This is a genomic window from Streptomyces sp. NPDC001889, from assembly GCF_053594535.1.
The window spans coordinates 98,277-111,370 of record NZ_JBSFER010000016.1; the positions used below are offsets into that span (position 1 = coordinate 98,277).

Sequence of the window (13,094 nt, forward strand, 5' to 3'; positions counted from 1 at the left end):
GGGGCGCCGGAAGGGCTGAGAGGGGTCGCCTCACGCGACGGACGGGCTGAGCGAGGGCTACGGGGGTTCGCCTCGCAGGGCGGATGGGCTCGGCTCGGGGGAGAGGGGGTCAGGGGGTGCGGATGGTGAGGGCTCGGCGGAGGTCGTCGAGTTGGTCGGCGAGGCGGCGGTGGAGCGCCGGGATCATCTCCGTGTCGCGCAGACACCGCTCCCCCAGGGCCAGGGTCTCCGCGTCCACCGCGTGGAGGGGGAAGGCGTGGCGCGCCGCCGCGTCCGCCAGCGCCGGGCCCCGGCGGGCCGCCAGCTCGACGGCCGCGGGGTAGAAGCGCGGGATGTACTCCCGTACCAGCTCGGCCTGCTCCGGCTGCCAGAACCCCTGGGCCGTCGCCGTGAAGAGGTAGTTGGAGAGCGTGTCCGAGCCGAACAGCAGCTCCCAGGCCGCCGCCTTCGCCTCCGGGTCGGGCAGCGCGGCGCGGCAGCGGGCCGCGCCCTCGCGGCCCGTGGCGCTGGGGTCCAGCTCCAGCTCCGCGGCGATGGCGCGCTCGTCGGTCGCGCCGAGGACGGCGAGGCGGTGGAGGATGCGCCAGCGCAGCTCCGGGTCCAGCTCGGGCCCGCCGGTCACACTGCCGTCGGAGAGCCACTCCTGGATGGTCTCGGGCTGGGCCGCGGCGGCGATGCAGTGGCGTACGGCGATCAGCCGCAGCCCGCTGTCGCTGCCGTCCTCCGTGCGGCGCATCAGCGCCCGGCAGATCTCCCGGATCGCGCGGAGGGCCGCGGGCCGCTCCTCGGCGGGCACATACCGCTCGGCGATCTGACCCGCCGCGAACCCCAGCACCCCCTGCACGACCGCGAGATCCGTCTCGCGCGGCAGATGCGCGCTCGCGGCCTCCAGATAGGCGGTGGGGGCGAGTTCGCCGTCGCGGACCATGTCACGGGCCGCGTTCCAGACGACCGCGCGGGTCAGCGGGTCGGGGATGCGGGAGAGGATGCGTACGGCGGTGGTCCAGGAGCCCTCGTCGAGGCGGATCTTGGCGTAGGTGGTGTCGTTGTCGTTGAGGACGACGAGGGCCGGCCGGCGCCCGGGCCGGCTGTCGGGGCCGGTCAGCGGGAGGTCCAGCTCGAAGCGGTCGCGCGGGACGACCCGCTCGGGGTCCACCGGGTCGACGTCGTAGGCGCCGACGGCGACGCGGTGCGGCCGGCTGCCCTCCCGCTCGACGCTCAGCTGCCAGGTGCCGCCGGACTCGGTGACCGACGGCCTCAGGGTGTCGGCGGAGGTGGTGCGCAGCCAGCTCTCCGCCCAGGTGTGCACATCGCGGTCGGTGGACTGGGCGAGGGAGTCGATGAAGTCGGCGAGGGTGGCGTTGCCGAAGCGGTGCCGGGCGAAGTGGGTGTTGATCCCGGCGAGGAAGTCCTTCTCGCCCATCCAGGTCACGAGCTGCCGCAGCGCGGAGGCGCCCTTGGCGTAGGAGATGCCGTCGAAGTTGAGCAGCGCGGCGGCGGTGTCGGGGACGGCGTCCGGGTCGGGGGCGACGGGGTGGGTGGAGGGCCGCTGGTCGGCGTCGTACCCCCAGCCCTTGCGGTTGACCGCGAAGTCCACCCAGGTGTCGGTGAAGCGGGTGGCCTCGGTGAGGATCTGGAACCCCATGTACTCGGCGAAGGACTCGTTCAGCCAGAGGTCGTCCCACCAGACCATGGTGACGAGGTCGCCGAACCACATATGGGCCATCTCGTGGGCGATGACCACGGCCCGGGTCTGCCGTTCGGTGTCGGTGACGGCCGAGCGGAAGACGAACTCGTCCCGGAAGGTGACCAGCCCGGGGTTCTCCATCGCGCCCGCGTTGAACTCGGGGACGAACGCCTGGTCGTAGGAGTCGAAGGGGTAGGGCTCCTCGAACTTCTCGTGGTAGCGGTCGTAGCACTGGCGGGTGATGTCGAGGATCTCCTCGGCGTCCGCGTCGAGGTGCTCGGCGAGGGAGCGGCGGCAGTGCAGGCCGAAGGGCAGCCCGGCGTGCTCGGTGCGCACCGAGTGCCAGGGCCCGGCGGCGACGGCGACCAGATAGGTGGAGAGCGGCGGGGTGGGGGCGCAGGTCCAGGTGCCGTCGCCGTGGTCGGTGGCGATGCCGTTGCCGAGGACGGTCCAGCCCCGCGGCGCCTTCACCGTCAGCTCGAAGACGGCCTTGAGGTCGGGCTGGTCGAACGCGGCGAAGACCCGCTGGATGTCGTCGAGGAAGAGCTGGGTGTAGACATAGACCTCACCGTCGCTGGGGTCGGTGAAGCGGTGCATCCCCTCCCCCGTGCGGGAGTAGCGCATGTCCGCCTCGACGCTCAGGGTGTGCTCGCCCGCGCTCAGCGCGGTGAGCGGGTAGCGGTTGCCCTCCAGGAGGGCGGGGTCGAGGGACTGTCCGTCCAGCGTGAGGGAGTGCAGTACGGCCGGCTTCAGCTCGACGAAGGTGTCCCCGTCCGCGCGGGCGGTGAAGTGTATGACGCTGCGGGAGCCGAAGACCTCTTCCCCGGTGGCCCCGGTGGCGGACGGATCGGGAGGAACTTCGGCCCCTGTGGTCAGATCGAGGTCGATCGTGTACCGGTGGACGTCGAGAAGCCGGGCACGGTGCTGCGCTTCGTCGCGCGTGAGTACGGACATGGGGGCCATGCTGCCTGATGAGAGCCGTCGAGCACACGGGGTGGGGGTTGCGCTCTGAGCGCACGGGCACCCGCCGGGCGCTCAGGCGTGGTAATCCGGATCGGGTGCGTCCGGATTGGCGGCGATCGTCTCATGGTGCCGGATGACCTCGGCGATGATGAAATTGAGCAGTTTCTCCGCGAATGCCGGGTCCAGCCTGGCGCTCTCGGCGAGCTGGCGCAGCCGCTCGATCTGGCGGGCCTCGCGCTCCGGGTCCGCGGGCGGCAGCTGGTGGTGTGCCTTGAGCCGGCCGACCTGCTGGGTGCACTTGAAACGCTCGGCGAGCATATGGACGACGGCGGCGTCGATGTTGTCGATGCTCCCGCGCAGCCGGTCCAGCTCCGCCCGTACGTCTGTGTCGATGTCCCTGGTGGTCATGGATGCCGAGCTTACGGGCAACGGGTGGGGATCGTCGGAGGGTGGTCGGGATGCGGGACGCGGTCGCTCCATCCGCCGGGGACGGCGCGCCCCTGCTGGCGGCGGAAGCGGATGGGCGCGGTCCCGACCCGGCGGGTGAAGAGCCGGGAGAAGTAGGCCGGGTCCTCGTAGCCCACCCTCCGGGCGACGGCGGCGACCGGCAGCTCGGTGGCGGCGAGGAGTTCCTTGGCGCGGCCGAGGCGGATGGAGAGCAGATAGTCCTTGGGGCTGCATCCCGCGCCCCGGCGCACCGCGGCGCGCAGCTCGGCCGCGGTCATCCGGTGGCGGGCGGCGTGCTCGGCGACGGAGAGCGGGAGGAAGGCGTCGCGGGCGAGCGCGGAGAGGACGGGGTCGCCGGCGGGGTTGGTGTCGGCGCGGGCCCGGCGGAGCGCGACCAGCAGCTCGTGGACGGCGGCGGCGGTCTCGACCTCCAGGAGCGGATTGCCCCGGCGGGCGGCGCGGGCTATCCGGCCGATGGCGGCGCGCGGCCCGGCCGTGTCGGAGAGCGGGACGACGGCGCGGTCGGTGTCGATGTAGCCCAGCTCGGTGTAGGTGGCGGTGGCGGGTCCGTCGAAGTCGACGAAGCTCTCGTCCCAGCCGCCGGGGTCGGGGCCGTAGTGGTGGGGCACCCCGGGGGTGATCCAGATCAGGGCGGGCGCGGTGACGCCGGTGCGCCGTCCGTCGGGGGTGCGGAACCAGCCGTGCCCGGCGCTGATGACGACGGCGACATGGTGGTCGAGGGTGCGGGGGCCGACGGTGGGGAGGGCGCCGTGCTGGAGCCCGACGCCGAGACAGACCAGGCCGAGGCGGCGGTGGACGGGTCCGGGGGTGAAATAGCGCATCCAGGTGTGGTACATCCGTTCGCTGCCCTTACTCCGTCGTCCCGCCCGAGTTGTGTCCAAACAGCGCCGATCTTTGTCCATGGACCGGTCCGCCGCCAGAGGCCGATGGTGGTGGGATGGCGGAAATCAGCAGGGACAGCGAGAGCGGCAGAGGCACGGGCAGCGGCACGGGCGGTGGGACCGGGACCGGCACCGGCACCGGCGGTGGCAGTGGGACCGGGACCGGCGGTGGCGCGGACTTCCGGGTGGGTGCGTCGGACTTCCTTCTGGACGGGCGGCCGGTGCGGCTGCTGTCGGGGGCGCTGCACTACTTCCGGGTGCACGAGGGGCAGTGGGACCACCGGCTGGCGATGCTGCGCGCGATGGGCCTCAACTGCGTGGAGACCTATGTCCCCTGGAACCTCCACGAGCCCGCGCCCGGGGAGTTCTCCGACCCGGGGGCGCTCGGCCGGTTCCTGGACGCGGCCCGGCGGGCCGGGCTGTGGGCCATCGTCCGGCCGGGTCCGTACATCTGTGCCGAGTGGGAGAACGGCGGGCTGCCGCACTGGGTGACCGGCGCGCTGGGGCGCCGGGTGCGGACCGGGGACGCCGAGTACCTCGGCCATGTGGAGCGCTGGTTCCGGGCGCTGCTGCCCCAGGTGGTGGAGCGGGGGATCGACCGGGGCGGTCCGGTGCTCATGGTGCAGATCGAGAACGAGTACGGGAGCTGGGGCAGCGACCAGCGCTATCTGCGGCGGCTGGTGGAGCTGGTGCGGGAGTGCGGGGTGCGGCTGCCGCTCTTCACCTCGGACGGGCCCGAGGACCACATGCTGACCGGGGGTTCGGTGCCGGGGGCGCTGGCGACGGTGAACTTCGGCTCGGGCGCGCGGGGGGCCTTCGAGATCCTCCGCCGCCACCAGCCCGGGGGTCCGCTGATGTGCATGGAGTTCTGGTGCGGCTGGTTCGACCACTGGGGCGAGCAGCACGGGGTGCGGGACGCGCGCGACGCGGCGGGCGCGCTGCGGGAGATCCTGGAGTGCGGTGCCTCGGTGAACATCTACATGGCGCACGGCGGCACCAGCTTCGGCGGCTGGGCGGGGGCGAACCGCGCGGGGGACGTCCAGGACGGCGCGCTGGAGCCGACGGTGACCTCGTACGACTACGACGCGCCGATCGACGAGGCGGGGCGGGCGACGGAGAAGTTCTGGCAGTTCCGCGAGGTGCTGTCGGCGTACGCGGACGGCCCGCTCCCCGAGGTGCCGCCGGCCCCGCCGGTGCTGGCCGAGCCGGCGGGCATCCGGCTCACCGGGTGGGCGCCGCTGGGCACGGTGATCGACACCCTCGGCGACCCCGAGACCGGGGGCCGGGTGCCGCCCGTCTTCGAGGAGCTGGGCGTCGACCGGGGCCTGGTGCGCTACCGCGTCCGGGTGCCGGGCCCGAGGCAGCCCTATCCGCTGCGGGCGGCCGGTCTGCGGGACCGGGCGGTGGTGTACGTCGACGGGGTGCGGGCCGGGGTGCTGAGCGAGGACCACGAGACGCTGCCGGAGCCGGTGCCGGGCCCGGCCGAGGTCGAGCTGTGGGTGGAGTCGCTGGGCCGGGTGAACTACGGCCCCCGTGTCGGCGAGCCGAAGGGAATCACCGGCGGGCTGCTCCACGAGCGGCAGTATCTGCACGGCGTACGCGCTCGCGGGCTGCGGCTGGCGGCCTTCGGGACCGAGGCGGTGGCGCGGATGCCCTTCCGGGCGCCGGAGGGCGGTGCGGCCGGTCTGTACCGGGGTTCGGTGACGGTGTACGCGCCCGGTGACACCCGGCTGAGCCTTCCCGGCTGGAACCGGGGGTTCGTCTGGGTCAACGGCTTCTGTCTGGGCCGGTACTGGTGGGTGGGGGCGCAGGAATCGCTCTTCGTGCCGGGTCCGGTGCTGCGGGAGGGCGAGAACGAGGTGTGGGTGCTGGAGCTGGAGGAGGCCGGGGCCGTGGTGTCGCTGGGGTGAGCGGGCCGTGACGGACCCCGCCCGTCCGCCGGAAGGGGGGAAGCGGCGGACGGGCGGGGCCGGGGCGGCCCGCAGGGGCGGCGGGCCGGTCCAGGGGGCCCGGTCCGGGGAGGGCCGGTCCGGGGAGAGCCGGTCCGGAGAGGGCCGGGGCTGGAGAGGGCCGGGGCTAGAGTTCCCGGACCTCGAAGGTGTCGAGGACGAACTCCGACTTCCCGGCGTCCCCGGTCTTGCGCAGGCCCACCCAGGTCTCGCCCTCGCCGGGCGCCGTGAACTCGTACTCCCACACGGTCGGCGCGGTCGCCACCGGGATCGGTTCCCGGGACAGCTCGCGGTCGTCGGCGCCGGTGATCCAGGCGTACTGGCCCGCGTGCTCGTTCTCGTACCGGAAGCTCACCCGGTACCGCTTCCCCGGTTCGAACCGGACGGTGTGCTGGACGGTCCGGTAGACGAGGCCCTTGTTCTCGCCGCGCGACTTGAGGGACTCGGTGCCGTCGATGACATCGTCGATCGCCTTGCCGTTCCAGCCGCGCTGGGTGAAGGGGGCGTGGCGCTGGGCGATATGGGTGCGGGGGTCGGTCGCGCCGCCCGCGTCGCCCTTGACGAAGACGCCCCAGCCCTGGGGAACGTTCTCGAAGTCCTCGTAGGCGAGGGTGCCCGCCCCGCGGGCCGGTTTCGCCGGGACGACGCGTACGTTGTCGAAGCGGACCCGGGCGGTGCCCGGCCCCGCGCGCAGGGCGAGATGGACCGGGCCGCCGCCCTCCGGGACGGTGAAGTGGGTGAACATCCGCTGGAAGCGGGTGCCGTGCTTGCGGTCCGCCGCGACGAAGTTGCCCGCCGTGGAGACGTCGGTCCAGTTCACCGCCCGTACCCCGTCGGCGGTACGGATCTCCAGACTCGCCCGGCGCCGCTCCCCCGCCCGCTCCCCCACCTCGACCTGGACGGAGGCGGCGTAGGTACCGGGCCGCAGCCGGTCCAGGCGCTGGCCGGCCGAGGCCGCCGCGCCGGCCGCGATCACCAGTTCGTAGTCGCCGAGCGCGCTCAGCTCGACCGACGCGGGGCCGGTGACCCGCCAGCCGTCCAGGGAGCCGGAGTGGAAGCCGGGGTCGTGGAGCCCGGTCGCCTCGCCCCAGCCGGGGTCGCCGACGGCGCGGGCGCGGGTGCGGTGGACGACGTACGGCTGGTCGGCCTCGGCCTCGATGGTGACCCGGCCGGACCGGACCCGCAGCTCCCTCTCGTACACCCGGCCCTGGTCGGTGAGGCGGTAGAGCACCACCGTCGACGCGCCCGACCAGCCGCGCGGCAGCCGCCAGGTGCTGCTGCCGCCGGCCGGGTTGTAGTGGTAGAGCCGGGAGGGGTCGGCCGCCCGGCGCGGCTCCCAGGGGAGGAGATAGGTGCCGCCCTCGTACACCAGCCGCCCGTCGGTCTCGATCCGGCGGACGCCGCCGGCGTCGGAGACAGAGACCGCGCCGGGGCCGAAGAAGGTGATCTCGTGGTCGGTCCAGCGCTTGATGGGATGGGCCTGGAGGTACTTCGCGGGCAGCGAGTCCGTCCAGATCAGCCGGTAGAAGGTGTTCCAGTCGGTCTTGCCGACCCAGCCCTCGAAGTTCCCGGTGCGCGGGATGCCCAGCAGGGTGGGCCACTTGTCGGCGAAGACGTCCTTCTGGTGGTTGCGGATGAAGCGGATGAGCCGGGAGTTGATCCCGCGCGAGGAGTCGGGGCCGTAGTCGACCTCGGTGGCCCAGTGCGCCCAGAGCGCGGAGCGCTCCAGTCCGTGGCCCCACTCGGTGGTGATCTGCCAGCCCTGTTCGCGCAGCGCCCGCTGGAGCCGGTCCGAGGTCCAGCCGGACTCGCGGAAGACATCGATGTAGAGCATGTTCAGCGCGGGGTCGGTCTCGGCCCGCAGAGCGGCGAAGCGGCGGACGATGTCGCCGCTGATCAGATCGCGCCGCTGGTCGATGCGGTAGGACTGGTCCAGCCAGTCCCACTGCTCGTTCCTCTTGTCGACGAGGGTCTCGGAGAAGGCGTTGGCGACCGGGTAGGACTCGGTGGCGTTCACATGGACACCGAAGTCGCTGCCCCAGGCGCGGCCCTCGCGGAGCAGGGTGTTCAGGTCGGCGAGGCCGCCCGCGCGCTTGTTGTGGTTGCCCGCGTAGTCGGGGTGGGCCGAGTCGTGGCCCTCGGACTGGTAGCCCTTGAGCAGGGTGTACTGGCGCAGGCCGTCCGTCGCGAGGGAGATCCGCTTCACCTGGTCGAGGGTGGCGAGATGGGGGTTGGTGGCCTGGGAGGCGAAGTTGAAGGGGATGTGCGGGACCACCCGCAGATGCTGCTGCTCGGCGCCGAGCGGGTCGGTCATGATGTCCCGGAAGGCGATGGCCGCGTCCTGCCAGTCCACGACCCCGTCGCCGTTGCGGTCGCCGGTGATCACCACGGTGGCGTACGGGAGGGGCTCGACCGCTCCGACGGGTGAGCCGGCCGCGCGGTGGGTCCACTGCCCGGGGGCGAGCCGGGCCGTGACCAGGCCGTCCCGGACGACCGTCTGGCGCATCAGCCGGCCGTTGTCCCAGGTGGTGCCGGACGCGCTGTCGGGCTTGTCCCAGACGGTGTTGGTCTCGATCGCGCCGCCGAGCCGGTCGTGGGAGAGGACCGCGTAGGCGCAGCCGGTGGGCCCCGGCTCGGCCGGGGTGTCCGGGGCGAGCCGGATCAGGGTGTCGCCGCTGGCCGCCTTGTCCAGCTGGACGCGGGCGGCGAGCAGGGTCGCGCCCGGCTGGTCGTGGCGTACGGACAGCAGGGCGAGCGACGGGATCTGGAGGGTGCCCACGCGCAGCGCCCCGGTGTCCGCGATCCGGGTGACACGCCAGTGGACGGCGCGGCCGTCGACGCGGATCTCGACATCGATCTCGGTGGGCCCGAAGGAGAGGGTGTACGCGACCCGGTCGCGCCGGGCTCTCGCGGTGACCCTGCCGGGGGTGTGGGCGGTGGAGTCGATCAGCACGGAGGTGATCGGCTCCTCCTGCCCGTACAGCATCGCTCCGCTGTCGCGGTCGGTGTACGAGACGATGCGCGGGAAGCCGCTGTCGACGCGGACCTCCAGTTCGGGCGAGCGGAGGACGGTCTCGGCCCGGGAAGCCGCGATCGCGTCCGCCGGGGTGCCGGCGGCGACGGCCGCGCCGGCCAGGGCGGTCGCGGCCACCACGGTCCTGCGGCTGGGACCGGCATCGCTTGCGTACACGCTCGTCCTCCTCGGTGACGGGGATGTCGTACACCGACAATCTCCGCCGGGCGGGGGAGTACGCCCATGGACAAAGCGGGGGCAGGTGTTGGACTAAAGCGCCCTCGCACCCGCCCCCGCCGTCACGGCGTCACCGCGGGTCCGTCAGAGGGTCGCGGCCGCGGACTTGATCTGCGCGGCGAAGTGCGAGACCTGGGTGTAGACACCGGGGTAGTTGGGGCGGGCGCAGCCCTGGCCCCAGCTCACGATGCCGACCTGGACCCAGGCGTTGGCGTTGTCCCGGCGGAACATCGGGCCGCCGGAGTCGCCCTGGCAGGTGTCGACACCGCCCTGGGGCAGACCGGCGCAGATCTCCTCGGCGGCGACCAGGCCCGGGTAGGAGCTGCGGCAGGAGGCGTCCGAGACGAACGGGACGGTGGCCTTGAGCAGGTAGCGCTGCTGGGCGCCGCCCTCACGGGCCGCTCCCCAGCCGGCGACGGTGAAGGTGCCGCTGTCGTAGGCCGTGGTCTCGGCGATGTTCAGGGTGGGCAGGTTGATCGGCGTGGCGAGCTTGATCAGGGCCCAGTCCTTGCCGGTCCCGTTGTAGCCGGGGGCCTGGAGGACCTTGGTGGAGCGGACCCGTATCGCACTGGTGCTGTTGAGGTCCACGACTCCGGCGGTGGCGGTGATGCTGGTGTTGTTGCCGGAGCCGCTCACACAGTGGGCCGCGGTCAGGACGATCTGCTGCGTGAGCAGAGAGCCGCCACAGCCCATGGAGAGCCGCACCATGAAGGGGAACTCGCCCTGCGCGGCACGGGTGCCGCCGACGACGGGCGGGGCGGCCGCGGTGGCGGCGGGGGTGTCGGCCGGGGTGGCGGCGCCGGCGGTGGCGGGGGTGACACTGACGGCGGCGGCAGCCATGGCCGCGCCGATGACAGCGAATCTCTTGAACGTGCGGATGAGCTTCAACGGCCTGCCCTTCGTGGGGGGTTGAGGTGTCTGGCCCGCGCCGGTCCCCGACAGGGAACATCACTCCCTGACATGAGCCCGACAAGGCGTGATCGGGATTATGGGGAGTGAGCGGGGCGCGCCACAAGCATCAGATTTCGGCCAAGGTCGTCGGGGTCCGCCGTAGAGTTGGAGCGGGCCGCGGACCGTCGTACAGGGGGTGCGGAGAACGTGGTGTCGAAGGACAGCGGGGTCGAGCACGGCTTCCCGCACCTGGAGACCGTGCGGGCGGCGGTCACGGCGCTCTACCGGCGCGTCTCGCCGGAAGGGGTGCTCTCGTACGCGCCCAGCGTGCCGCCGGCCGATGTCGCCTTCTCCGACGGGGACGATCTCCATCTCGGGGCGCAGTCGGTGGCGCGGGCGCTGGTGCGGCATCTGCGGCTGCCGGACGCGCGGATGATCATCAGCTTCCGGGAGATGGAGCACGCGGCGAGCGTGGAGCTGACGGCGGGACCGGAGTACTTCATCGAGCTGAACGACCGCTTCCGGGGGCATCGGCGGGATGTGGGGGCGGCGCTGGCGCACGAGATCACCCATGTGCTGCTGCACCGGCTGGATCTCTCCTTTCCCGGGACCCGGGAGAACGAGATCCTCACCGACACCGTGACGACCTATCTCGGGGCGGGGTGGCTGCTGCTCGACGCCTTCCGGGAGGACCGGCTGACCAGCCAGAAGCTGGGGTATCTCACTCCGGAGGAGTTCGGCTATGTGCTGGCCGAACGGGCGCTGGTGTTCGGGGAGGACCCGTCGCCGTGGTTCACCAGCCCGCAGGGGTACACCGCGTACACGAAGGGCCGCGCCCGCGCGCTGCGGGACGCGCGCCGCCCCCCGCTGACGACGGCGGGGTGGGCGGCGCGGCACCGGTACGCGAGGGACCGGCGGGCGGGGGTGGCTTCGGCGGGGGCGGGGTACGCGTTCGAGCGGGGGCGGGTGCTGTTCGGGTGTCCGACCTGCCATCAGCGGATTCGGGTGGGGGTGGGGGTGCGGGGGAGGGTGCGGTGCGGGGTCTGCCACTCGATCCTCGACTGCGAGACCTGAAGAACCCCGCCGGGGTCTGCGGCACCTGGGCGCCCTGGCCTCGCACGGAGCCGCCCCGCCGGGGCCGGGCACACCCCTGCCTCGCTGGGGGCCGAGCACACCCCCGCCCCGCCGAGGGCCGAGGCACCACATCCAGCCCCACGAGGGGCCGAGCACACCCCCGCCCCGCCGAGGGCCGAGGCACCACATCCAGCCCCGCCGGCGTTTGAGGCGCGGGGGTCCGGGGTCTTCGGGGTCAGGGGGTGGGGGTGCTGCCGTACGGGGGGAGAGGAGGAGGGGTCGTGGAGAGGAGGGTGCGGGCGGTGGCCCCGGCCGACTCGGGCGTCCAGCGCGCGGGCGCCTCGGCGGAGGCCCCCCGGCGCCACCCCTCCATCACCGTCACCCTCCCCCCCTCCACCTCGAACACCCTCCCCGTCACCCCCTCACTCCCCCCCGACCCCAACCACACCACCAGCGGCGACACATCCTCCGGCAGCCCCCGCAACCCCGCGAACCCCCCCTCGGTCATCCGGGTCCGCGCCGCCGGGGCGATCGCGTTGACCCCGACCCCGTACCGCCCCAGCTCCGCCGCCGCGACCAGCGTCAGGGCGACGATCCCGGCCTTGGCGGCGGAGTAGTTGCCCTGCCCCACGCTCCCCAGCAGCCCCGCCCCGGAGGTCGTGCCGATCACCCGGGCCGCGGCCGGGCGCCCGGCCCGGGACTCGGCGCGCCAGTGCGCGGCGGCGTGCTTGAGCGGGAGGAAGTGGCCCCGCAGATGCACCCGCACCACCGCGTCCCAGTCGTCCTCCGTCAGATTCACCAGCATCCGGTCCCGCAGGAACCCCGCGTTGTTGACCAGGGTGTCCAGCCGCCCATAGGTCTCCAGAGCGGTGGCGATCAGTGAGGACGCCCCCTCGGCGGTGGCGATGTCCCCGCCGTGGGCGACCGCCCGTCCTCCCGCCGCCTCGATCTCCGCGACCACCTCGCGCGCGGGCGCGTCCGACGCCCCCGCCCCGTCGAGGGCGGCGCCCAGGTCGTTGACGACGACCGCGGCCCCCTCGGCGGCGAACGCCAGGGCGTGGGCCCGCCCGAGCCCCCGGCCCGCGCCCGTCACCACGACCACCCGGTTCGCGCAGATACCCGTCATCTCAGCCCTCCTGAGGGGATGTCGCGGCGTCGAGGAAGGCGGGGCGCTCCCCGCCACCGTGCAGATGCAGTGCGGCCCCGCTGATGTAGGCCGCGCGTCCGGAGGCGAGGAAGACCGCCGCGTCCCCCGCCTCCGACGGCTCGGCCAGCCGCCCCAGCGGGACCGTGCGGCCGACCGCCGCGACACCGCTCCCGTCGCCGTAGTGCCGTGCGGACCGCTCGGTGCGGACCATCCCGAGCACCAGGGTGTTGACCCGCACCTCCGGCGCCCACTCCACCGCCATCGAACGGGCCAGGCTCTCCAGACCGGCCTTGGCGGCGCCATAGGCCGCCGACCCGGGCGACGGCCGGCCGCCGCTGACGCTGCCGACCATCACCACCGAGCCGCGCGCCGCCCGCAGATGCGGCCGGGCGGCGAGGGAGGCGGTGAGCGGTGCGACCAGGTTGAGCTGGATCACCCGGGCGTGGCGCTCGGCCCCGGCGTCGGCGAGCAGCCGCCGGGGGGTGCCGCCGGCGTTGTTGACCAGGGTGTCCAGCCGTCCGTACCGCTCGGCGACCGTGGCGAAGAAGGACTCCACGGCGGCCGGGTCGCGCAGATCGAGCGGGAGGAACACGGCGCCCGGCAGGGGTTCCTCGGGCGGTCTGCGGGCACAGACCACCACCCGGGCGCCCGCCCGCAGGAAGGCGCGGGCGATGCCCGCGCCGACCCCGCGCGTCCCGCCGGTGACGACGGCGACCCTCCCGTCCAGCTCCATCGGCTGCTACCTTCCTCACCTAACAAATGTTTGGTGGAAAGGTAGCTGATC

Annotated in this window: 9 protein-coding genes; 2 read left to right on the forward strand and 7 right to left on the reverse strand. The window is 73.5% G+C overall.

The features are described 5' to 3' along the window. Positions 1-109: 109 nt before the first annotated feature. The 3 genes from pepN to ACWCRA_RS19940 form a co-directional block, all read right to left on the reverse strand. Positions 110-2,641 carry an aminopeptidase N gene (gene pepN, locus ACWCRA_RS19930; RefSeq protein WP_351544788.1) on the reverse strand — a complete coding sequence of 844 codons (2,532 nt, stop codon included), beginning with the start codon at positions 2,639-2,641 and terminating at the stop codon, positions 110-112. A gap of 81 nt (positions 2,642-2,722) precedes the next feature. Then, on the reverse strand, positions 2,723-3,058 hold the full coding sequence (locus tag ACWCRA_RS19935; protein WP_351544786.1) for a chorismate mutase: 336 nt from the start codon (positions 3,056-3,058) through the stop codon (positions 2,723-2,725). A gap of 11 nt (positions 3,059-3,069) precedes the next feature. Then, entirely contained in the window at positions 3,070-3,954 is an 885-nt protein-coding gene (locus ACWCRA_RS19940; protein WP_351544783.1) for a helix-turn-helix domain-containing protein, read from the reverse strand. Between the two features lie 101 nt (positions 3,955-4,055). Here ACWCRA_RS19940 and ACWCRA_RS19945 point away from each other — a divergent pair, with 101 nt between their 5' ends. Continuing rightward, positions 4,056-5,909 carry a glycoside hydrolase family 35 protein gene (locus tag ACWCRA_RS19945; RefSeq protein ID WP_451068185.1) on the forward strand — a complete coding sequence of 618 codons (1,854 nt, stop codon included), beginning with the start codon at positions 4,056-4,058 and terminating at the stop codon, positions 5,907-5,909. A gap of 166 nt (positions 5,910-6,075) precedes the next feature. On the opposite strand, the gene ACWCRA_RS19950 is transcribed toward ACWCRA_RS19945, so the two are convergent. Beyond that, a complete protein-coding gene (locus ACWCRA_RS19950) occupies positions 6,076-9,138 on the reverse strand; it encodes an endo-alpha-N-acetylgalactosaminidase family protein (RefSeq protein ID WP_451068186.1) in 3,063 nt (1,020 codons plus the stop codon). A 144-nt stretch (positions 9,139-9,282) separates the two neighbouring features. After that, positions 9,283-10,038, reverse strand: a complete 756-nt coding sequence (locus tag ACWCRA_RS19955; RefSeq protein ID WP_451068224.1) for a serine protease — start codon at positions 10,036-10,038, stop codon at positions 9,283-9,285. Between the two features lie 261 nt (positions 10,039-10,299). Between ACWCRA_RS19955 and ACWCRA_RS19960 the strand changes: the two genes are divergently transcribed. Next, positions 10,300-11,163 carry a hypothetical protein gene (locus ACWCRA_RS19960; protein ID WP_351544771.1) on the forward strand — a complete coding sequence of 288 codons (864 nt, stop codon included), beginning with the start codon at positions 10,300-10,302 and terminating at the stop codon, positions 11,161-11,163. 235 nt (positions 11,164-11,398) lie between these two features. Here the strand turns inward: ACWCRA_RS19960 and ACWCRA_RS19965 are convergent, their stop codons facing one another. Together ACWCRA_RS19965 and ACWCRA_RS19970 are read right to left on the reverse strand one after the other, a co-directional pair. Continuing rightward, the gene (locus tag ACWCRA_RS19965) at positions 11,399-12,289 is read right to left on the reverse strand and encodes an SDR family oxidoreductase (protein ID WP_451068187.1); all 891 of its coding nucleotides are present in this window, start codon (positions 12,287-12,289) and stop codon (positions 11,399-11,401) included. Position 12,290: 1 nt separating this feature from the next. Further along, positions 12,291-13,043 (reverse strand): SDR family oxidoreductase, encoded by a 753-nt coding sequence (locus ACWCRA_RS19970; protein ID WP_351544765.1) that lies wholly within the window; start codon positions 13,041-13,043, stop codon positions 12,291-12,293. Positions 13,044-13,094: the final 51 nt, after the last annotated feature.